At 70.6% G+C, this 21,914-nt stretch carries 18 protein-coding genes; 15 read left to right on the forward strand and 3 right to left on the reverse strand.

The features are described 5' to 3' along the window. The first annotated feature begins 102 nt into the window (after positions 1-102). From PP359_RS12255 to PP359_RS12300, 10 genes are all read left to right on the forward strand, one after another. Positions 103-1,719: a glucoamylase family protein gene (locus tag PP359_RS12255; RefSeq protein WP_347417645.1), complete on the forward strand. Its 1,617-nt coding sequence runs from the start codon at positions 103-105 to the stop codon at positions 1,717-1,719. Between the two features lie 30 nt (positions 1,720-1,749). Beyond that, positions 1,750-2,385, forward strand: a complete 636-nt coding sequence (locus tag PP359_RS12260) for a TetR/AcrR family transcriptional regulator (RefSeq protein WP_347417644.1) — start codon at positions 1,750-1,752, stop codon at positions 2,383-2,385. A 245-nt stretch (positions 2,386-2,630) separates the two neighbouring features. Further along, positions 2,631-3,893 carry a sugar ABC transporter substrate-binding protein gene (locus PP359_RS12265; protein WP_499250701.1) on the forward strand — a complete coding sequence of 421 codons (1,263 nt, stop codon included), beginning with the start codon at positions 2,631-2,633 and terminating at the stop codon, positions 3,891-3,893. Between the two features lie 5 nt (positions 3,894-3,898). Further along, complete coding sequence (locus PP359_RS12270; protein WP_039411388.1) at positions 3,899-4,852, forward strand: carbohydrate ABC transporter permease; 954 nt, start codon at positions 3,899-3,901, stop codon at positions 4,850-4,852. A 12-nt stretch (positions 4,853-4,864) separates the two neighbouring features. After that, positions 4,865-5,731: a carbohydrate ABC transporter permease gene (locus tag PP359_RS12275; RefSeq protein WP_347417642.1), complete on the forward strand. Its 867-nt coding sequence runs from the start codon at positions 4,865-4,867 to the stop codon at positions 5,729-5,731. A gap of 32 nt (positions 5,732-5,763) precedes the next feature. Continuing rightward, a complete protein-coding gene (locus PP359_RS12280; protein ID WP_499250702.1) occupies positions 5,764-7,644 on the forward strand; it encodes a glycoside hydrolase family 3 protein in 1,881 nt (626 codons plus the stop codon). A gap of 46 nt (positions 7,645-7,690) precedes the next feature. Continuing rightward, the gene (locus PP359_RS12285; RefSeq protein ID WP_347417640.1) at positions 7,691-8,821 is read left to right on the forward strand and encodes a LacI family DNA-binding transcriptional regulator; all 1,131 of its coding nucleotides are present in this window, start codon (positions 7,691-7,693) and stop codon (positions 8,819-8,821) included. A gap of 94 nt (positions 8,822-8,915) precedes the next feature. Next, on the forward strand, positions 8,916-10,331 hold the full coding sequence (locus PP359_RS12290) for a ferredoxin reductase family protein (protein WP_499250703.1): 1,416 nt from the start codon (positions 8,916-8,918) through the stop codon (positions 10,329-10,331). 19 nt (positions 10,332-10,350) lie between these two features. Next, the gene (locus PP359_RS12295) at positions 10,351-10,887 is read left to right on the forward strand and encodes an FMN-binding protein (protein WP_036316253.1); all 537 of its coding nucleotides are present in this window, start codon (positions 10,351-10,353) and stop codon (positions 10,885-10,887) included. Continuing rightward, positions 10,884-11,681, forward strand: a complete 798-nt coding sequence (locus PP359_RS12300) for an FAD:protein FMN transferase (protein ID WP_499250704.1) — start codon at positions 10,884-10,886, stop codon at positions 11,679-11,681. Before PP359_RS12295 ends, PP359_RS12300 begins: the two co-directional genes overlap by 4 nt. A gap of 30 nt (positions 11,682-11,711) precedes the next feature. Here PP359_RS12300 and PP359_RS12305 read toward each other — a convergent pair whose 3' ends face one another. Genes PP359_RS12305 through PP359_RS12315 form a run of 3 tightly spaced genes read right to left on the reverse strand, consistent with a single transcriptional unit; the run spans position 11,712 to position 14,966 of the window. Then, a complete protein-coding gene (locus PP359_RS12305; RefSeq protein WP_112930822.1) occupies positions 11,712-12,698 on the reverse strand; it encodes a sensor histidine kinase in 987 nt (328 codons plus the stop codon). Then, on the reverse strand, positions 12,695-13,387 hold the full coding sequence (locus PP359_RS12310) for a response regulator transcription factor (RefSeq protein WP_499250705.1): 693 nt from the start codon (positions 13,385-13,387) through the stop codon (positions 12,695-12,697). The genes PP359_RS12305 and PP359_RS12310 overlap by 4 nt, the downstream gene beginning before the upstream one ends. A 46-nt stretch (positions 13,388-13,433) precedes the next feature. After that, positions 13,434-14,966 carry a helix-turn-helix domain-containing protein gene (locus PP359_RS12315; protein ID WP_499250706.1) on the reverse strand — a complete coding sequence of 511 codons (1,533 nt, stop codon included), beginning with the start codon at positions 14,964-14,966 and terminating at the stop codon, positions 13,434-13,436. Positions 14,967-15,117: 151 nt separating this feature from the next. Here PP359_RS12315 and gabT point away from each other — a divergent pair, with 151 nt between their 5' ends. The 5 genes from gabT to PP359_RS12340 all read left to right on the forward strand — a co-directional run bounded on the left by gabT (position 15,118) and on the right by PP359_RS12340 (position 21,863). After that, positions 15,118-16,467 carry a 4-aminobutyrate--2-oxoglutarate transaminase gene (gene gabT, locus PP359_RS12320; RefSeq protein ID WP_135949488.1) on the forward strand — a complete coding sequence of 450 codons (1,350 nt, stop codon included), beginning with the start codon at positions 15,118-15,120 and terminating at the stop codon, positions 16,465-16,467. Positions 16,468-16,619: 152 nt separating this feature from the next. Further along, the gene (locus tag PP359_RS12325; protein WP_039411413.1) at positions 16,620-17,981 is read left to right on the forward strand and encodes a flavin monoamine oxidase family protein; all 1,362 of its coding nucleotides are present in this window, start codon (positions 16,620-16,622) and stop codon (positions 17,979-17,981) included. Further along, complete coding sequence (locus PP359_RS12330) at positions 17,978-18,862, forward strand: universal stress protein (RefSeq protein ID WP_499250707.1); 885 nt, start codon at positions 17,978-17,980, stop codon at positions 18,860-18,862. Before PP359_RS12325 ends, PP359_RS12330 begins: the two co-directional genes overlap by 4 nt. Next, complete coding sequence (locus PP359_RS12335) at positions 18,859-20,412, forward strand: APC family permease (protein ID WP_036317321.1); 1,554 nt, start codon at positions 18,859-18,861, stop codon at positions 20,410-20,412. Before PP359_RS12330 ends, PP359_RS12335 begins: the two co-directional genes overlap by 4 nt. Then, a complete protein-coding gene (locus PP359_RS12340) occupies positions 20,409-21,863 on the forward strand; it encodes an NAD-dependent succinate-semialdehyde dehydrogenase (protein ID WP_499250708.1) in 1,455 nt (484 codons plus the stop codon). The genes PP359_RS12335 and PP359_RS12340 overlap by 4 nt, the downstream gene beginning before the upstream one ends. The last annotated feature ends 51 nt before the right edge of the window (positions 21,864-21,914 follow it).

Consider the following 21,914-nt stretch of genomic DNA (forward strand, 5'->3'; position numbering starts at 1 on the left):
GCCGTCGTCGCGCGCGGGCGGGTTGCGAAAAAACCGTACACATGTAAGGTTTCTTGCGCGGCTCCGACACCGCGGAGCGCTTTCGACGAGGAGAGCACGCCCATGAAGAGAACTCTCGCGGCCACCGCCGCGATCGCCGCATTCACGATCGGTGCACTGGCGGGAGGTGCGCCCGCGACCGCGGCGCCCCCCGACGGCGCCGGAGCGCACAACAGCGCTGCGGATGGAGCCGGGCGTCCCGGCCATCCCAACGGGAAGGACGCCCGCGAGCTCCTGCGCTACGCCACCGACACCTGGACGTCGATGGCCGCGATGGCTCACCCCGAGACGGGCCTCGTCGACGACAACATCGGCGGTGACCTCGACGCGGCATCCGCGTCGGGCTACACGTCACCGACCAACATCGGCGGCTATCTGTGGTCCACCGTCACGGCTCGGGATCTCGGGATCATCGGCGCCGACGAGGCGCGTCAACGGCTCAGTGCGACGATCACCACGCTCGAGCACATGGAGCGAAACCCCGGCAGCGGCATGTTCTACAACTGGTACGCGCCGGCAACGGGGGCCAAGCTCACGGTCTTTCCGACCTCGGGCGACACGATCCATCCGTTCCTCTCGACGGTCGACAACGGCTGGCTCGCGACGGCCCTGCGGATCGTGCGCGAGGCGGAGCCGTCACTGCACGACCGTGCCGATGCGCTCTACCGTTCGATGGACTTCTCCGCGTTCTTCGATCCGGCCGGGGCCGCGGGGCTTCCGGCGGGAACCAACCGCGGGGGATTCTGGGAGGCGCCTCCCGGCGACGGCTGCGCGGTGGAAGCGCCCATGTACAACGGCAGCGGCGAGACGGTCTCGTACACGTGTCATCACTACGACACGACCGTCAGCGAGAGCCGCATTGCGACGTACCTGGCGATCTCGGACGGCACGATCCCCGCGACGGGCCTCTACGGCACGCATCGTACGATGCCCGCCGGTTGCGACTGGGCCTGGCAGGAGCAGCTGCCCACCGGCACGACCCGCCAGTACGACGGGGTGGACGTGTACGAAGGGGTGTATTCCTACGACGGCATGTCGTTCGTGCCCAGTTGGGGCGGCAGCATGTTCGAGTCGCTCATGCCCGACCTGTTCATCCCGGAGGCGCAGTGGGGTCCTCGCTCGTGGGGTCTGAACCACCCCATCACCGTGGAAGTGCAGAAGGAGCACGGCCTGAAGGACGCGAAGTACGGCTACTGGGGCTTCTCGCCCGCCAGCGATCCCTTCGGGGGTTACTCCGAGTACGGCGTCGATCTGGCCGGAATGCGCAGCGACGGCTACACCTCCGACCGGGAGAAGACCGACGTCGACATCGACCGACCTGGCTGCCACACGGGCACCAACCCCTCGCCGACCTTCGGCGACGGCGTCGTCACGCCGCACGCGTCCTTCCTCGCGCTGCCGTACGACCACAAGGGCGTCATGGACAATCTCCGCAAGATCGAGCGGAAGCTCGGCGCCTACGGGCCCGGTGGCTTCTACGATGCGGTCGCCGTCAAGAGCGACACCATCGCGAAGCGGTATCTCTCGCTCGATCAGTCGATGATCATGGCCGCGATCGGCAACGAGCTGACCGGTGATGCGCTCAAGGGCTACGTCGTCGACGACGCGATGGAACGGAACCTCCGGCCGGTGATCGCGCAGCAGGTGTTCGGCTCGTCGTGGGGGCGTCCGCATCACTGAGCCGTAGCGTGGATGCCGGGGAGGATTCTCGTGGCATCAGACACCGGTGACCGGGTAGCTCCCTCGCGTGCGCGGGGGAGCTATCCGAAGGGGCAGGCGCGGCGCCAGCAGATCGTCGACGAGGCGGTGCTCGTGTTCGGCCGCTCGGGCTCGGCGAGCGGGTCGCTGCGCGAGGTCGCCAAGCGGGTCGGACTGACCCCCGCGGGCCTCCTGCACCACTTCGCCTCGAAGGAGGAGCTGTTCGCCGAGGTCCTGCGCCAGCGCGACGAGCGGGTGCGCGCCGCGGCGGGGGAGCCCGCCGCGCACGGCCTCATCGACCAGGCGGCGAAGGTCGTCGCCCACAACCAGACGACACGTGGCCTCACCTCCCTCTACTCGACCGTGGTGGCGGAAGCGGCCGACCCCGACCATCCGCTGCACGACGATTTCGCGAGGCGATATCGCGAGCGCGCCGCGGACACGGCGGCGCTCCTGCGCGCAGGCCAGCGCTCCGGCGAGATCGCGCCCGACATCGATCCCGACGCGGCGGCCCGCCTCATCAGCGCCGTGATGGACGGCATCCAGCAGCAGTGGCTGCTCGATGACACCGTCGACATGACGGCCCTGTTCGACGAGTTCGTGCGGGGCTACCTACGGGGACCTCGCCCCGCGGCATCCCCCCGCTGACCCCGCCCGTCCGCCGGCCGACCCCGCCGATCCGCCGGCCGAGCCCGCCGAGGGTACGCCCCGCGAGACACCGTCCCTGCACCGAGACTGCCGCTGTGCACCGGTGTTTCGGTGCGCAGGAGGTGTCTCGCGGGCGGGCGGACTCGCGCGCGGTCGGGGGGCGGGCGCCACGTCTTGACGGAGGTTATGCGCATAAGTACAGTGGAGCCCGACACTGATGCGGGTGTCCCGTTCGAGGAGGAACCATGAAACACGTCCGACTGGGAGCCGTCGCGCTCGTCGCGATCGGCGCACTCGCCCTCGCGGGCTGCGGCCGCGGCGGCGATACCGCCAGCGCCCCCGACGCCGCCACGACGATCGGCAGCGAGCCGGCCACGGGCACGATCACGATGTGGGCGATGGGTGCGGAGGGCGAGGCGCTGCCCGATTTCGTCAAGGCGTTCGAAGACGCCAACCCCGGCGTCACCGTCGAGGTCACGGCGATTCCGTGGGATGCCGCCTACAGCAAGATCCAGACGGCCATCGCCGGTGGCACCACGCCCGACATCGCGATGATGGGCTCGACCTGGATGGCGGACTTCGCTGACGCGTTCCAGACCGTGCCGAGCGACCTCGACACGTCGGGATCCTTCCCGGGCGCTGTCGCGTCGACGAAGGTGGGCGATCGGATGACCGGCGCCCCCTGGTACGTGGACACCCGCCTGCTCTACTACCGCACGGACCTCGCCGCGAAGGCCGGCTGGACGAAGGCCCCCACCACGTGGGACGAACTCAGCCAGATGGCCGCCGACATGCAGTCCAAGGCCGGCGCCGAGTACGGCATCCGCCTGCCCGGCGGCAACGACTCGTTCCAGGGCACACTGTGGATGCCGTGGTCCAACGGCGCTTCGCTCGTCGACGGCGATAAGTGGACCGTCGACACCCCGCAGATGGTCGAGGCCTACGAGTACTACCAGAGCTTCTTCCAGAAGGGCATCGCCAACCCGGCGGCCGACCGCTCCTCGGGTGCCCAGGAGGCTGACTTCGTCGCGGGCAAGACCCCGATGCTCATCGACGGTCCGTTCATGATCGGCTCGCTCGAGAAGGTCGGCGGTGCGGACTTCGCCAGCAAGTTCACCACCGCGGTGCTGCCCACGAAGGAGTCGTCGACGTCGTTCAGCGGCGGCGCGAACCTCACGGTGTTCAAGAACTCGAAGAACGCGCACTCCGCGTGGAAGCTCGCGCAGTGGCTCACCGACCCGACCACGCAGGCGCAGTGGTACGAGAAGACCGGTGACCTGCCCGCCGTCCAGGCGGCGTGGAAGGAGCAGGCCCTCGCCTCGCAGCCGACGCTCGCCGCCTTCGGCACCCAGCTGGAGACCGCGAAGTCGGTCCCCGCCACCACCACGTGGGTGCAGGTCGCCGCCGCCGGTGACGCGGTGCTCGAGAAGGTGCGTTTGGGCACCCAGAGCCCTGCAGACGCCATGAAGGAGCTGCAGAGCAAGGCCGACGCCCTCGGAATGGGCTGATCGAGATGACGCAGGCATCACTGGCCGCGACCGGAACGGCCGTCGCCGTCACCGGTCGCGGCCGTGGTCGCCGGCCGGGGTCCACCCGCCGCCGGCGTCAGGGATGGATCGCGTGGGGATTCGCGCTCCCGTTCGTCATCGTGTTCGCGGTGTTCATGATCGTGCCGATCGTGGGCTCGTTCGCGATGTCGTTCACCGACTTCCGCGCGCAGGACATCCGCTCCCCGTTCTCGGTGGACTTCGTGGGCCTCGACCAGTACGTCAAGGTGCTGACCGATCCCACCTTCCTGAAGTCCATGGGCGTCACGGCGACCTTCGTCGTCGTCGGCATCCCCGTGACGATGGCGGTCGCCCTGGCGCTCGCGCTGGCGCTGAACTCCGGGGGCGGGCGCATCGTGTCGTTCCTGCGGGTCGGGTTCTACGCCCCGGTGGTGACCAGCATCGTCGCCGTCGCGGTGGTCTGGCGCTACATCCTGCAGCCCGACGGGCTTCTCAACAGCGCGCTCGCCCTCATCGGCATCCAGGGGCCCGACTGGCTCAACGACACCACCTGGGCGCTTCCGTCGCTGATCGCGATGGCGGTCTGGCGCAACGTCGGAACGCTGATGGTGATCTTCCTCGCCGGGCTCCAGGCGATCCCGACCGACGTGAAGGAGGCCGCCATGATGGACGGCGCCTCGGCCTGGCGTCGGCTCACCTCGGTCACGCTGCCCATGTTGCGCCCGACGCTCCTGCTCGGTGCCGTGCTCATCTCGGTGGGCTTCCTGCAGTTCTTCGAGGAGGCGTTCGTGATGACGCAGGGGGGACCGCTGGATTCGACCCTGTCGGTGGCCTATTACACGTTCAAGCAGTTCGGCTTCGGGCAGTACGGCGTGGCCTCGGCCGCCAGCTACATCCTGTTCCTCGCCATCGCGCTGCTGAGCCTGCTGCAGTTCCGGCTGCTGCGGACGAAGGACTGAGAGGACCTCGTCATGACCGTTTCCGTCACCGCGCCGCCTCGGCGCACGGGGCGCCGCCGTCGGGCCTTGACCGGACGTGCCGTCACCTACATCGTGCTGATCGTCGGGCTCGTCGTCTGGATGCTGCCGTTCGCCTGGATGCTGCTGGGATCGGTCAAGACCCAGGCCGAGATCCTGCAGCGCCCGCCCACCTGGTGGCCGCGCGAGTTCACGTGGGACAACTTCGCCCAGTGGTTCGGGCCGCTGGACATCGGCCGGTTCTTCACCAACAGCATCGTGGTGGCCCTGTTGACGGTGCTCGGCAATCTCGTCTTCTGCTCGATGGTCGGCTACGCGCTCGCGAAGATGGACTTCCCGGGTAAGAAGGCGCTGTTCGCCGTCGTGCTGGTCACCCTCATGGTGCCGGGCGTCGTCACCTTCGTGCCGCTGTTCGTGATGGTCTCCTCGCTGGGGCTGACCAGCAGCTACGCGGCGCTGATCCTGCCGTTCATCACGACGCCGCTCGGGGTGTTCCTCATGCGCCAGTTCATGCTCGGCATCCCCGACGAGCTCATCGAGGCGGCGCGCATCGACGGGGCGGGGGAGCTGCGCATCTTCGCCCGTGTCGTCATGCCGCTGTGCGGGCCGCCGCTGGCGACCCTCGGCATCCTCACCTTCCTCGCCTCGTGGAACAACTTCCTCTGGCCGCTCGTCGCCGCCCAGACCGAGAACATGTACACGCTCCCGGTGGCCCTGTCGCTGTACTCGACCGGCCAGAACGCGACCGACTACGGCCTGCTGCTGGCGGGATCGGTGCTCGTGATCGCGCCCATCCTGCTGCTGTTCGTCTTCCTGCAGCGCTACTTCATCCAGGGCGTCGCCACGACCGGGCTCAAGTGAGCCCTCGCCGACCCGCCTCGAGAAAGAGAACCATGACCCCCACGTATCTCACCGCGCCCGACGGCACCCGTTTCCGCGACCTCAACGGCAACGGAGTGATGGATCCGTACGAGGACCCGCGCCTGAGCGCCGACGTGCGTGCCGCCGATCTCGTGGCTCGCATGAGCCTGGAGGAGAAGTGCGGTCTGATGTTCCAGACCGTCATCGAGGTGGGGGAGGACGGCGAGCTGCTGGAGGCGCCGGGACGGATCTCCAAGTCGCCGACGACGACGGTGGTGCGCGGCAAGCACCTGACGCACTTCAACGTGCACGCGATCCGCTCCGCGCGGCAGGCGGCGGTGTGGAACAACAACCTCCAGATGCTCGCGGCGCAGACCCCGCACGGGGTGCCGGTGACCATCAGCACCGACCCGCGGCACGCCTTCGTCGAGAACACCGGCGTCGGGTTCGCCGCCGGGCCGTTCTCGCAGTGGCCGGAGGGGCTCGGGCTCGCCGCGATCGACGACGTCGAGACGGTGCGCCGGTTCGCCGAGGTCGCCCGCCAGGAGTACCGCGCCGTCGGCATCCGCGCCGCCCTGCACCCGCAGATCGATCTCGCGACCGAGCCCCGGTGGGGCCGCCAGGCCCAGACGCTGGGCCAGGATGCCGCGCGGGTCGCCGAGTTCACCGCCGCCTACCTCCAGGGCTTCCAGGGCGACGAGCTGGGGCCCGACAGCGTCGCCTGCACGACGAAGCACTTCCCCGGTGGGGGTCCGCAGAAGGACGGCGAGGACGCGCACTTCCCGTACGGCCGCGAGCAGGTCTACCCCGGCGGCATGTTCGAGTACCACCTCGAGCCTTTCCGGGAGGCGATCCGGCGCGGAACCGCGGCGATGATGCCGTACTACGGTATGCCGATCGGGCTGGAACGCCACGGGGTTCCGATCGAGGAGGTGGGCTTCGGCTACAACCGCCAGATCGTGACCGACCTCCTGCGCGACGAGCTCGGCTTCGACGGGGTCGTCGTCACCGATTGGGAACTCGTCAATGACAACCACGTGGGCGATCAGGTGCTGCCGGCACGGGCCTGGGGCGTCGAGGAGCTGTCGCCGAGCGAGCGCATGCTCAAGATCTTGGATGCCGGGGCCGACCAGTTCGGCGGCGAGGAGTGCGTCGACCTGCTGATCGACCTCGTCCGGGCCGGCCGCGTCCCGGAGGAGCGCATCGACGCCTCGGCGCACCGCATCCTGCGGGTGAAGTTCCAGCTGGGCTTGTTCGACGATCCGTTCGTCGATCCCGACGAGGCCGAGCGCATCGTCGGCAACGCGGAGTTCCGCGCCGAGGGGGAGCGGGCGCAGGCGCGCTCGCTGACCGTCGTCGTCAATCGCGCCACCGCGGACGACGACCACCCCGTGCTGCCGCTGGCCGCGCGCTCGCGCCGCGTGTACGTCGAGGGCTTCCGCGCGGAGGACGTCGCCGAGCTGGGCGAGGTCGTGGCCGATCCGGCCGCCGCCGATCTCGCCCTGGTGCGTCTCGGCGCCCCGTTCGAACCGCGCGACGATCTCTTCCTCGAGGCCTGGTTCCACCAGGGCTCGCTCGAGTTCCCGCCCGGGCGCATCTACCGCATGCGACGGATCGCGCAGCAGTGCCCGCTGGTGCTCGTGGTCAACCTCGACCGGCCCGGCATCCTCACACCGTTCGCGGAGTTCGCGTCGGCGATCGTCGTCGACTTCGGCAGCTCCGCGCACGCCGTGCTCGACGTGCTCACCGGTCGCGTCGCTCCCGAGGGGCGCCTGCCGGTGGAACTGCCGCGGTCGATGGATGCCGTGCGCGCTTCGCGCGAAGATGTACCGTCGGATACGGGTGATCCGCTGTTCGCGGTGCACTTCGGTCTCGAACTGGCGGCACGGGTGGGAGAACGCGCCGACCGGTGAGACGCACGCCAGTCGCCCCGGGCCGCCGATGACGAAGGGACAGCCGATGAGTGATGCCGCTGCGCGCCGTCCGACGGTCTACGACGTCGCGCAGGAGGCGGGTGTCTCGATCGCCTCCGTGTCGTTCGCCTTCCGACGCCCCGAGCGGATCAGCGAAGCCACGCGCGAGCGGGTGCTGGCCGCCGCGCGGCGGTTGGGGTACGCCCCGAGCGCGGCGGCGCGAGGACTCGCGAACGGACGCACCGGAACGCTCGGCCTGCACGCGTTCGACCTCATGCTGGAACGGGCCGACCCGCGCGACGTCGCACCCCCGCGACCCGATGTGCGGGCGCCCTGGGACGCCGCGTCGATCATCCCGTGGTCGCAGACCGACGACGAGACCCTCGCCGATCCGCGGGCGTTCCCGCTCTACGTCGACGAGATCCAGCGCGGCTTTGCGCTGGAGTGCTGGATGCTGGGGCGGCCGGTCATGCTCTCCAGCGGGTCGGACAGCGACGTGTCGGTCGCCGATACGGCGGGCCGGGTCGACGGACTGGCCATCTTCCCGTCGCCGGTGCTGCCGACCGCTCTGCTGCGGATGCCCGCGACGATCCCGACGGTCCTGTTCAGCGTCGCTCCCGGCGACGATCCCCATCACCGCGTTCGCGTGGACAACGCCGGCGGGATGAGTGCGCTGATCGATCACCTCGTCGGCGACCACCAGTACGACGACGTCGCCTTCGTCGGGCGCCAGGAGGGCTTCGACAACGCCGAACGCTTCCGGGAGTACCGGGCGTCGCTGATGCGGTGGGGTCTGCGTCCCCGTGACGAGCCGATCGACGGCACCGTGCGCGGTCGGCATCGGATGCTCGAGCAGCTCGGCGCGCTCCACGCCCGCGGCGCGCTGCCCCGCGTTCTCGTCTGCGCCAGCGACCAGCACGCGCTCATGGCCCTCGACGCCCTCGCCGGGCTCGGCGTGCGCGTGCCCGACGACGTGGCTGTCACCGGGTTCGACGGCATCCTGGCCGGTCGGCTCAGCACGCCGACACTCACGTCCGTGCGCCAGCCGATGGAGGCCATGGGACGCGCCGCCGCCCGCATCCTCGCCGGCACCGCCGGTGCGCTCCCGGAGGGGCAGACACGCTTCGACGCCGTGTTCGCTCCGCGCCTGCTGATCCGCCAGAGCTGCGGATGTTGAGCGCCCGTGTCGCGGGGCTGTCAGATTCCTATGGATGCCGCCTGAGCCTCTGATTCTTGGCCTTGTCTCAGAGCTGGTCGACGACGCTCGACGCATGACCACACAGGCCGCCACGCGATCCACTCCGCTCATCGCCGCGCCGCAGCTCGGCATCCGCTCGCGCCGCCCGCTCTGGCGGCTGCTCGCGATCGCCGTCATCTGGGCGACGAGCCTCTTCGTCGTCGCGCTCTGGATCGCCGGTGGCGCCGTGCAGGACCTGCGCGCGTGGGATGCCGACACCCTGAACACGCTGGGGCGGATCACCGGTCTCGTCTCGGCGAATCTGCTGCTGTACCAGGTGCTGCTGATGGCGCGCGTGCCGCTGTTCGAGCGAGCCTTCGGGCGCGATGCGATCACGCGGATGCACCGCTGGGTCGGCTTCTGGTCGTTCTGGCTGCTGCTGGCCCACATCGCCCTGCTGGTGGTCGGCTACGCCGCCCAGGCCGGTGTCAACGTGATCGCCCAGCTGTGGGACTTCGTCTGGAACTACCCCGGGATGATGCTCGCGACGGCGGGAACCGGCCTGCTGGTGCTCGTCGTGGTGACCAGCATCCGCCGAGCGCGGCGTGCCATGCGCTACGAGTCGTGGCACCTGCTGCACCTGTACGGGTACCTCGGTGTCGGGCTGGCGATTCCGCACATGCTGTGGACCGGCGCCGATTTCGCCGCCCATCCGCTCGCCGAGGTGTACTGGTGGGGACTGTGGGCGGCGACCGCCGCCGCGGTCATCGTCTTCCGCGTGGCGCTGCCGCTGTGGCGCTCCGCGCGTCACGACATCCGCGTCGTCGCCGTCGAGGCAGACGGGCCGGTGGGCGTCGTGGTCCGCATGCGCGGACGCGGCTTGGAGGGCCTCGGCGCCCGCGCCGGTCAGTTCTTCGTCTGGCGGTTTCTGGGCGCACCCGGCTGGACGCGCGGAGTCCCGCTGTCGCTGGCGGCCGACCCCCGCCGCGGCGAACTCGTCGTCGCGGCCCGCATGGTCGGCGACGGGACGCGCCGGTTGGCGACTCTCCGCCGGGGCACGCGCGTGTTGATCGAAGGGCCCTACGGCGAGTTCACGGGCGAGGCGCGGACGCGGCGGGGGATCGTCATGATGGGTGCCGGCGCCGGCGTCGCACCCCTCGTCTCGCTTCTCGAGGCCGAGCCGTATGCGCCCGGCGAGGCGATCCTGATCACTCGCGACCATGCGGCGGCCGAGTCGATGCGCGTGCGCGAGATCGAGCGCCTGGTCGCGCGCCGGGGCCTGCACCACGTGGCTCTGCACGGTCCGCGCCGTCGCGCCGGATCGACGTGGCTGCCGGTGACGTTCGCCGATGGGCGCGGTGCGGAGATGCTGCGGCGGATGGTGCCCGGCATCCACGATCACGACGTCTACCTCTGCGGCCCCGAGCCCTGGATGGCCTCGGTGCGTCGCGACCTGCGGGCTGCCGGGGTGCCGGCCGCTCAGATTCACAGCGAAGCCTTCGGCGTCTGAGTTCAGAGAGGACACCACCATGAAGAGAATCGTCTACGCCCTGCTCGCGACCGTCAGCGGCCTCGTGCTGCTGTTCAGCTATCGCACCTCCCTTCCCGAGGACGCGGCCGTCGCCGCACCGCTGAACGCGAATCGCACGGACGCCACCCGCGTCACCCCGGCTCCGGCGTCGCCGTCGGCCGGGACCTCGTCGACCACGACGACCGCCGGCGGGTCGAGTTCGAGCTCGTCGTCGGGGGCGACCTCTTCGACGACGACCACGTCGAAGAGCGGGCTCACCGACGGCACGTTCACCGGCTCGGCGGTCAACACGCGCTACGGGGCGGTGCAGGTGCAGATCACCGTCTCGGGCGGCGTGATCACCGACGTGCAGACGCCGGCCTACCCCGATCACAGCAGCCGCGATCGTCAGATCAACCAGGACGCCCTGCCGCAGCTGATCTCCGAGACGCTCTCGGCCCAGAGCGCGCAGATCGACATGGTGTCGGGGGCGACGTACACGAGCACCGGGTACCTCGACTCGCTCCAGTCGGCGATCGACCAGGCCTCGGCATGAGCGAACCGAGCCGCCGGGCCTGGACGGCGGAGCTCATGGGCACGACCGCCAGCATCCACGTCATCGGCAGTCCCGACGCGTGCGCGGCGGCGACGGATGCCGCGGCATCCACCGTCGCGATGCTCCGCGAGCTGGAGGCGATCTTCTCGACGTACCGTGCGGACTCGGAGATCTCGCGGCTGCGCCGCGGCGAGCTGAGCTTCGCCGACGCCGATCCGCGGCTGACGGATGTCGCCGATGCCTGCCGACGACTCGAGGAGGCGACCGGCGGGCGGTTCAGCGCCTTCTGGCGGGAAGGCTTCGATCCCACCGGCTACGTGAAGGGCTGGGCGACGGATGTCGCCGCGACGGCGCACCTCCAGCCGCTGCTCGCGATGCCCGGGGTGAGCGCCGTCGGCATCAACGTCGGCGGCGACCTGAGGGTATGGACCGCGCCCGGCGCGCCCTGGTCGTGGACCGTCGGCATCGCCGACCCGGTGCGGCCGGGGGCGGCCTTGGCGACGCTGCGGGTGCGCAACGGCGCCGTCGCCACCTCCGGGACCGCCGAGCGGGGAGCGCACCTCGTCGACCCTCGATCCGGCATCGCGGTGTCTGCTGCGGTGAGCGCGACGGTCGTCGCGGACGACCTCACCACCGCCGACGTGTGGGCGACCGCCCTCGCCGTCGCTGCCGGCGAGGACACCCGGTGGCTGTGGGACGCGCCGCTGCGCTCGGCGATGACGGTCACCGACGCCGGTGTCCGTCGATGGGTCGCGGGCGTCGGCGTCGAGACCGTCGCGGCGACCGCGGCCTGAACCCGCGACGGCGACCTCGGCCTGAGGCCGCTACGCAGCCTGCGGCAGCCAGAGCAGCATGGTGGTACCCGCTGCCGACGTTCGCTCGATCTCGATCCGGCCCCCGGCCGCCGCGGCCGCCTCGCGCACGAGCGCGAGACCCAGGCCGAAACCGCGCCGCCGACCCGACTCCGGGCCGCGGGCGAAGCGCTCGAAGATGCGCTCGCGATCGGCATCGGCGATGCCGGTGCCGCCGTCGCGCACCCGGATCGCGACCCCCCGTCCGTCGGATCGCGCCGACAGTGCGACCTCGCCGCCGGCGGGAGTGTGCTGCACCGCGTTGTCCAGGAGCGCGACGCAGAGCCGGTCGAGGGTGACGCGGGGAAGGCGCACCCGCAGGCCCGCGCCGTCGCCCTGACCGACGCGGACGCGCACGCCCGCCTCCTCGGCCAGCGGCGCCACCGTGGCCGCCGCGGCCGTCAGCGCCGCATCGACGACGGCGGGCTCGGCATCCGTCGCCGTTCCCTCCGCCGTCAGCAGCATGTCGGTGAGCACGGCGTCCATGACCGACGCGTCGGCGCGCAACGCCGCGAGCGTGTCGGTGAGGTCTTCGCCGCGTCGGTAGCGGCGCTCCAGGATCTGCGTCCGGCTCGTGAGAGCCGTCAGCGGCGTGCGGATCTCGTGGCTCGCATCGGCGACGAAGCGGCGCTGCAGCCGCAGGGCACCGGCCAACGGGGCCACCGCGCGGCGGGCGGCGAACCAGGCGACGAGGGCGAGCAGCGCCACCCCGGCGAGACCGAGCGCAACGACCCAGGGGAGGATGCGGTCGACGTCGACGACGATGCGGTCGCCGTCCGGCGGACCGCTGCGGCCGCCGCCCTCGCCGTTGTGGTGCAGTTCGGGTCGGGCCGACAGCAGCAGGACGGCCACGAGAAGCGCGACTCCCGCCGTCACCACGACGGCCGATGCGGCACCGACGAGCAGACCGACGTGGACCGCGGCGCGACGAACGCGCCGGCGGTCGGCCTCGTCGCTCACGACGGGCTCCCCGCACGGTAGCCGCGACCGCGAACGGTCTCGATGATCTCGGGCGACGCCTTGCGGCGGATGTAGTGCACGTAGGTGTCGACGGAGCTCAGTGCGTCGTCGGACGAGAAGACGGCGTGAAGGATTTCGTCGCGGGAGAAGACGTGCTCGGGGCTCTCGCTCAGCAGCGCCAGCAGGCGCGCCTCGGTCGCTGTCAGCGTGACGCGCTCGCCGCCGCCGCCGTACAGTGCGCGCGACTCGGCGACGAAGGTCCAGTCCCCGAGGTGACGCCGGCGTCCCTCGGCATGGTGCCCGCGGACGAGCGCGCGCAGGCGTGCGAGCAGCTCGTCGAAGTCGAACGGCTTGACCAGGTAGTCGTTGGCGCCGCTGTCGAGGCCGTCGACCCGGTCCGCGACGGCGCCGAGAGCCGTCAGCAGCAGCACCGGCGTGGTGAGGCGGGCGGTACGCATCGCCTGCACGATCTCCACCCCGTCGAGCCCCGGCAGACGCCGGTCGACGACCAGGACATCGAAGCGCTCCGCCAGCACCCGCTCCCGTGCGGCGAGACCGTCGCTGAGGTGGGTGACGTCGTAGACCTCGGAGAGCACCTCGACGGTCATGCCCGCGATCGTCGGGTCGTCTTCCACGTAGAGCAGTCGCGGCCGTGCGCCGTCGCGGGTCATCGCGTCTCCGATCTTCACCGCCATCATTCACCCATATCGGCGCCAAGAATCCGCCAAGAGCGCATCACCCCGCGGCGACGAGGGCGGCCCACAGCTCGGCACGCGCCGGAAAGCTCGACAGGTCCACCCCCAGCAGTTGCTGCGCCTGCGCGACCCGGGCGCGCACCGTGTGCCGATGGATGCCGAGCGCTCGCGCGGCCTCATCGATGCGCGCGTCGTGGGTGAGCCAGGTGCGCACGGTCTCCACGAGCGCCGTGCCCTGGGCGTCGTCGTGCGCCCGCAGCGGGCGCAGCCGCGCGTCGGCGAGAGCGCGGGCGGCCGGGGAATCGAGACTCGACAGCACCCCCGCGGCATCCGCGAAGCGCGTGACGGTCCCGCTCACGGCGGTGCGCAGCGCGGTGAGGGCCTGCGCGTGGGCGCGAGAGAATCCGCCGTAGTCGGTGGGCTCCGACAGCCCCACCGCGGCGTCCAGCAGACGCGCGAGTGCGGTGGGCGCGCCCTCGTCGTCGGCGGGGACCACGAGGACGATCCCGTCGCCGCTGCGCGCGTAGAACAGGCCGCCGCGCTCGGCGGCCTGCAGCTCGAGCCAGTCGACCGCCGCGTCGGTGCGGTTGGCGGCGACGGCGGCGACCCCGATGACGACGGGGCTCGTCGGCAGCGGGCCCCACAGCTCGCGCGACACACGACGCGCCAGTTGCGGGTCGTCCTCGAGGAGCGTGTGCAGCAGTCCTGCCCGCAGTGCCGCACGAGCGCGGCCGAGTCCCACGTTCTGTTCGAGGGCGAGGCCGGCCATCGCGATGACCGAGGTCACGACGCTGCGTCCCTCCAGGTCGAGGTCGGCGCCCACGATCGCGATGAGCCCGCGGAGGTGTCCGCCGCGGCCGAGCGTCTGCATCGTGACGCGTCGATCACCGATCTCGAGCGTCGATGCCGCGCGGGCTCCGCGGCGCAGCACGGCGCCGGCCTCCGTCGCGAGGGCGGCGCGCGCATCGTCGTCGAGCGCGTCGGCGGGGGCGCTCTGGGTCAGCGTGCCGGCGGCGTCGAACAGTCCGACCCACGCGCCGAGTTGAGACGCGAGCTCGGCGACGGTCGCCGCCAGCCCGTCCGGACGCAGTGCGGCGAGCGAGATCGCCCGCTGCGCCGACAGTGCCCAGGTGCGACGGGCATACGCCTGCGCGGCGATGGCTTCGGCGTTGGCCCGCGCCAGCGCAATGAACGGCGTGCGGTAGGGCACCTCGAACAGCGGCATCCGCTGCGCGGCGCAGGCGAGAACGAGCGCGGGCGGGATGCCGTCGCGCACCACCTCGGTGCCGAACCCCAACCCGCGCACACCGCGGGCGCGCAGGCGCGTCACGTAGGCGGCGGCATCATCGCCCGATTCGCCGTCGCCGCCGGCTCCGACGAACTGCGTGCCCGTCGTCAGCAGCAGCAGGTCATCGGCGAGGAAGGGAGTGGGGTCGATGAGGTCGGAGCTGTGCACCCAACGCAGCGGGGCGTCCAGTGCTCCCTCGTCGAGATCGTCGGGGCGGGAGGCGAGCCGCAGGTCGAGGTCGCGGCGCGCGAGGAGGGCGCGCAGGGTCGGCTGCATCTCGGTCATGGGCGGCGGCCTCCTCGGCGCGGTCCGGGGTCGATCCGGGGCGGGTTCCCGGCGATGGGTGCGCGGCGGCTGTACGCCACGTACGCATCTGATCACAGAATGTACACGGCGGAGGGTGTGGCTCGGCATCCGAGGCTCATACGCTCCCGGCATGAGCATCATCGACAGCGCCGTCGTCGGCGGTCCGTCCCTGGCGCAGGAGCGCCGTCTCGTCACCGCGATCCCCGGCCCCCGCTCGCAGGAGCTGCTGGCGCGCAAGAGCGCCGCCGTCGCGTCGGGAGTCGCGCACACGGTGCCCATCGAAGCCGTCGCCGCCGGCGGGGGCGTCGTGGTCGACGCCGACGGCAACTCGCTCATCGACCTCGGCAGTGGCATCGCCGTCACGAGCGTGGGCAACGCCCACCCGGGCGTCGTGGCGGCCGTCCAGGCCGCCGTCGCGCAGATGACGCACACCTGCTTCATGATCTCGCCGTACGAGTCGTACGTGGCCGTCGCCGAGAAGCTCAACCGTCTCACGCCCGGCGACCACGCGAAGAAGTCGGCGCTGTTCAACTCCGGCGCGGAAGCCGTCGAGAACGCGATCAAGATCGCCCGCAAGGCCACCGGCCGCTCGGCCGTCGTCGCGTTCGACCACGCGTACCACGGCCGCACCAACCTCACGATGGCCCTCACGGCGAAGTCGATGCCGTACAAGAGCGGATTCGGTCCGTTCGCCTCCGAGGTCTACCGCGTTCCGGCCTCGTACCCGCTGCGCGACGGCCTGAGCGGTGCGGATGCCGCGGCCAAGGCCATCTCGTTGATCGAGAAGCAGATCGGCGCCGACAACCTTGCGGCCGTCATCATCGAACCGATCCAGGGCGAGGGCGGCTTCATCGTGCCCGCCGAGGGATTCCTTCCCGCGGTCGTCGACTGGTGCCGCGCCCACGGCGTCGTCTTCATCGCCGACGAGGTGCAGACCGGCTTCGCCCGCACCGGAGCGATGTTCGCGAGCGAACTGTTCGGCATCGTGCCGGACCTCATCACGACGGCCAAGGGCATCGCGGGCGGCATGCCGCTGGCGGCGGTCACCGGTCGCGCCGAGATCATGGATGCCACCCACGGCGGGGGCCTCGGCGGCACCTACGGCGGCAACCCGGTGGCGTGCGCCGCCGCCCTCGCGGCGATCGATGCGTTCGAGAACGACGGGATGCTCGAGCGGGCGCGCGAGATCGGGGGGATCCTCCGCGCCCGCTTCGAGTCCGTGCAGCAGTCCGACCCGCGCATCGCCGAGGTGCGCGGCGCCGGCGCGATGATCGCGGTCGAGTTCGTCGACCCCGAGACGAAGGCTCCCGACGCCGCGCTGACCTCGGCGGTCGCGAAGGCGGCGATCGCCGAGGGCGTCATCGTGCTCACCTGCGGCACGTACGGCAACGTCATCCGCTTCCTGCCGCCCCTGTCGATCTCCGACGAGCTGCTCTCCGAGGGAATCGACGTCGTCGTCGCCGCCCTCGCCGCCCACTGACCCCGCCCCGGCATCCCACCCACACCCCGCCCCATGTCCCACTTGCGCCCGGCGATGTCCCACTTTCGGTCTCCTCGAGGCCGCTCTGACAGCGCTTATCGGGACATGCTGCGGGAGCACCACGCATCCGGATCCACGACAGAGGAGACACCATGACCGAGATCACGCGCGACGTCGTCGTCATCGGCGCCGGTGCGGCGGGATTGACCGCCGCCAACCAGCTCAAGAAGGCGGGCCTGTCGGTCGCCGTGCTCGAAGCCCGCGACCGCGTGGGCGGGCGGCTGTGGACCGACACGATCGAGGGAGCGATGCTCGAGATCGGCGGCCAGTGGGTCTCGCCCGATCAGGACGCGCTCAAGGAGACCATCGTCGAGCTGGGCCTGGAGACCTTCGACCGCTACCGCGACGGCGACAGCGTCTACATCGGCCCCGATGGGGTCGCCCACCGCTACACGGGTGAGATGTTCCCCGTCAGCGCCGAGACCGAGAAGGTCATCGCGGATGTCACCGCCCGCCTCGACGCCATGGTCGCCGAGATCGACCCCGACCGTCCGTGGGCCCATCCGCAGGCGGCGGAGTGGGACACCGTCTCGTGGGACGCCTGGCTGCGCGAGCAGACCGACGACGACGAGGCCATCCGCAACCTCGCCTTCCCCACCGGATCGGCCATGCTCACGAAGCCGACCCATTCGTTCTCGCTGCTGCAGTCGCTGCTGATGGCGGCATCCGCCGGTAGCTACACCAACCTGGTCGACGCCGACTTCATCCTGGACAAGCGCGTCGTCGGCGGCCTGCAGCAGGTGCCGCTGCTGCTGGCCGAGCGCCTGGGCGACGACGTCTTCCTCGGCCAGCCGGTGCGCACCCTCGAATACACCGAGGGGGAGGGTGTCGTGGCCATCGCCGACGGCGTCACCGTCCGCGCGCGCCACGCGATCCTCGCGCTCGCGCCGGTGCTGTACAACCGCATCTCGTTCGTGCCGCCGTTGCCGCGCCTTCAGCACCAGATGCACCAGCACATCTCGATGGGCTTCGTCATCAAGGTGCACGCCGTCTACGAGACGCCCTTCTGGCGCGAGAAGGGCCTGTCGGGCACGGCCTTCAGCCCGTACGAGCTCTCGCACGAGGCGTACGACAACACGAACCACGGCGACGAGCGCGGAACGCTCGTGGGCTTCGTCTCTGACCGCACCGCCGATGACCTGTTCCGTCTGAGCGCCGAGGAGCGCAAGGAGCGCATCCTCGAATCGCTCAGTCACTACTACGGACCCGAGGCGAAGGATCCGGTCGTCTACTACGAGAGCGACTGGGGCAGCGAGGAGTGGACCCGCGGTGCGTACGCGGCATCCTTCGACCTCGGCGGCCTGCACCGGTACGGGGCCGATCTGCGGACGCCCGTCGGTCCGATCCACTTCGCCTGCAGCGACATGGCCGGCGCCGGCTACCAGCACGTCGACGGCGCCATCCGCATGGGGCGGCTGGCCGCGCAGCAGATCCTGGACGAGATCCACACATGAGCGGGCACGTCGTCGTCGGGTACACCGCGACCAAGCCCGGACGCGACGCCGTCGCGTTCGCCGCGCGGCTGGCGGCGGCCCTCGACGCCGTGCTCGACGTGGCGATCATCCTGCCCCGGTCGGACCGCAGCGTCATCACGCCCCCGGATGCCGGGTACGAGCGGCATCTGCACGCGCAGGCGCAGACCTGGATCGCCCAGGCGATCGATCGGATTCCCGCCGACGTCGTCTCCCACGCGCATGTGCGCCCGGCGGAATCGTTCGCCGAGGGACTCATCGAGATCGCCGACGAGCTGCGTGCTTCGTACGTCGTGGTGGGCGCCGCCGATGGGGCCTCGCGCGGTCGTCACCGGCTCGGATCGACGACGACCGAGCTGCTGCACTCGTCGGACGTTCCCGTCGTGCTGGTCCCGCGGGGAGCACGCAAGATCGCCCCCGAGACCGGTATCACGCGGCTGACGGTCGCGGTCGGCACGCGGCCCGGGGCCGATGCCCTCATCGCCGAGACCGCGGCGCTCGCGCAGGGACTCGGCGTGCCCGTCCGGCTGCTGTCGCTGCTGCCGGTCGATCTGCCGCCGTCCGCAGATACGGGAGCGATCCGCCTTGCCAGCAGCACGAAAGCCGACGAGGTGCTGGCGGCAGCCCGGGCGGAGCTGCCCGCCGGCTTGCACACCGACGTCGCGGTGGCCGCCGGCGAGAGCATCGAGGAGGCGGTGTCCTACCTCGACTGGCAGCCGGGCGAGGTGGTGCTCGTCGGATCGAGCCGCCTCGCCCAGCCGCGCCGCCTGTTCCTCGGCTCGACCGCGGCGAAGATGCTGCACGAGATCACCGTGCCGGTGATCGTCGTGCCCCGAACCCACTCCGAGGAGTCTCGACGATGAGCGCACCCTCCACGACCGACGCCGACGCCACCACCGGCGCACTCTCCCGCAAGGGACTCAGCGCCGGAACGATCGGTCTGATCGGTGCGGTCGTCATCGGCATCTCCTGCATCGCCCCGGCGTACACGTTCACGGCGGCCGTCGGCCCCACGGCATCCGCGGTGGGCGCGCAGATCCCGGCGATCATCCTCGTGGGATTCATCCCGATGCTCCTGGTCGCCTTCGGCTACCGCGAGCTGAACAACCGCATGCCGGATGCCGGGACCAGCTTCACCTGGGCGGCGCGCGCCTTCGGGCCGTGGGTCGGCTGGATGGCCGGGTGGGGACTCGTCGTCGCCACGATCCTCGTGCTGTCGAACCTCGCCGGCGTCGCGGTCGACTTCCTCTTCCTGCTGCTGTCGCAGGTGACCGGCAACGCCGAGATCGCCGACCTCGCCTCGAACACCTGGATCAATGTGGGCGTCTGCCTGCTGTTCATGCTCGCGGCCACCTTCATCTCCTACCGCGACATGCAGACGACCCAGAAGCTGCAGTACGTGCTCGTGACCTTCCAGGTCGCGGTGCTGCTGTTCTTCGCGATCGCCGCCATCGTGGAGGCCGTCAGCGGCAAGGGCTTCGACTTCCAGCCGTTCGACATCGGCTGGTTCAACCCGTTCGCCGTGAGCTCGTTCAGTGCGTTCGCCGCGGGCCTGTCGCTGTCGATCTTCATCTTCTGGGGGTGGGATGTCACCCTCACGATGAACGAGGAGACGAAGGACCCCGAGAAGACGCCGGGTCGTGCGGCGACCATTACGGTGCTGACAATCGTCTCGATCTACCTTCTGCTCGCGGTCGCGATGATCATGTACGCCGGTGTCGGCACGGGGGAGCTCGGCCTCGGCAACGAAGACATCCAGGGCAACGTGTTCTTCCACCTGTCGGGGCCGATCCTGGGGCCCCTCGCGTTCCTCGTGTCGCTCGCGGTACTCACCTCGTCGGCGTCGTCGCTGCAGTCGACGTTCGTGGGCCCCGCGCGCACGCTCCTGTCGATGGGGCACTACGGCGCGCTGCCGCCCGCCTTCGCCCGGGTCAGCCCGCGCTTCTTCACGCCCGGCTTCGCCACGATCGTCTCGGCGGTGGTCGCCTCCGCGTTCTACGCGGTGATGCGCGTGGTGAGCGAGAACACCCTCTGGGACACCATCCTCACCCTCGGCATGATGATCTGCTTCTACTACGGCGTCACGGCCTTCGCGTGCGTCTGGTATTTCCGTAAGCAGTGGTTCGACTCCGTGCGCAACGTGTTCTTCACGTTCTTGTTCCCGCTCGTGGGCGGCGTGATCCTCGGCATCCTGTTCTTCACCACGCTCATCGACTCCATGGATCCCGACTACGGCTCGGGCGCCAACGTCGGCGGCGTCGGGATCGTCTTCATCCTCGGCATGCTCATCATCGTGGTGGGTATCGTCCTCATGATCTGGCAGTCGGTGACACGTCCCGCGTTCTTCCGCGGCGAGACCCTCGCCACGGACGCCCCTGCCAGCACCCGTCGCCTGAAGGAGGCCGCACGTTGATCACCGAAAGCGCACTGCTCGAGAAGGTTCCCCGCGGCCTGTTCATCGGCGGCGAGTGGGTCGAGGGCTCGTCCGGCACCTTCCCCGTCGTCGACCCCGCGACCGGTGACACGCTCATCGAGATCGCGGACGCGTCGCCCGAGGACGGTATCCGCGCCCTGGACGCGGCGGTCGCGGCGCAGGAGGATTGGGCGGCGACGGCCCCGCGGCGACGCAGCGACATCCTCCGCCGGGCCTTCGACCTGCTGATGGAGCGCGCCGACGAGATCGCCCTGCTGATGACGCTCGAGATGGGCAAGCCGCTCGCGGAGGCCCGCGGCGAGATCACCTACGGCGGCGAGTTCCTGCGCTGGTTCAGCGAGGAGGCGGTGCGCGTCTCGGGTCGGTTCGGCTCGAACCCCGAGGGCACGGGACGCATGATCGTCAGCCAGCGTCCCGTCGGCCCCTGCTTCTTCATCACCCCGTGGAACTTCCCGCTCGCGATGGCCACGCGCAAGATCGCCCCGGCACTGGCCGCCGGTTGCACCGTGGTCATCAAGCCGGCCGAGCTCACCCCACTGACGACGCTCGCCTTCGTCGACATCCTGGTCGAGGCGGGGCTTCCCGCCGGCGTGGTCAACGTCGTCACCACGACCCGCTCGGCGGCGCTGTCGGCACCCATCATCGCCGACCCGCGCCTGCGCAAGCTCTCGTTCACCGGCTCGACGCCGGTCGGCAAGAAGCTCATCGCCCAGGCGGCCGAAGGCGTGCTGCGCGTGTCGATGGAACTGGGCGGCAACGCCCCGTTCGTCGTGTTCGACGATGCCGACCTCGACAAGGCCGTCGACGGCGCGATGCTCGCCAAGTTCCGCAACATCGGGCAGGCCTGCACCGCCGCCAACCGCTTCATCGTGCACACCTCGGTCGCCGACGAGTTCGCGCGCCGTGTGACCGAACGCGTGAACGCGATGCGCGTGGGACGGGGAACCGAGGAGGGCGTGCAGATCGGTCCGCTGATCGACGCGAAGGCCGTGGAAGGCGCCGAAGCGCTCGTCTCGGATGCCGTCGCGCGCGGCGCGCGGCTGCTCACGGGCGGATCTGCCGTCGACGGGCCGGGAACGTTCTTCGAGCCGACGGTGATCACCGACGTGGTCGGCGGCAGCGACATCCTCCGCGAGGAGATCTTCGGCCCCGTGCTCGCGATCGCGACGTTCACCGACGAGGACGAGGCCGTTCGGCTCGCCAACGACACGGAGTACGGCCTGGTCTCCTACGTCTTCACCGAGGATCTCGCGCGCGGCATGCGAATGATCGATCGCCTGGAAACCGGCATGATGGGCCTGAATGCAGGGGTCGTCTCGAACGCGGCCGCGCCGTTCGGCGGCGTGAAGCAGTCGGGCGTGGGCCGTGAGGGAGGCCTCGAAGGCATCCACGAGTTCCTCTCGACCAAGTACACGCTGATCCCCGCCTGATCCCTGCCCGATCCCCACTGACGCGAACCGACCCTCAGTCGACACGAAACG

Source organism: Sphingomonas sp. BLCC-B65 (assembly GCF_028550675.1).
GTDB lineage: Bacteria > Actinomycetota > Actinomycetes > Actinomycetales > Microbacteriaceae > Microbacterium.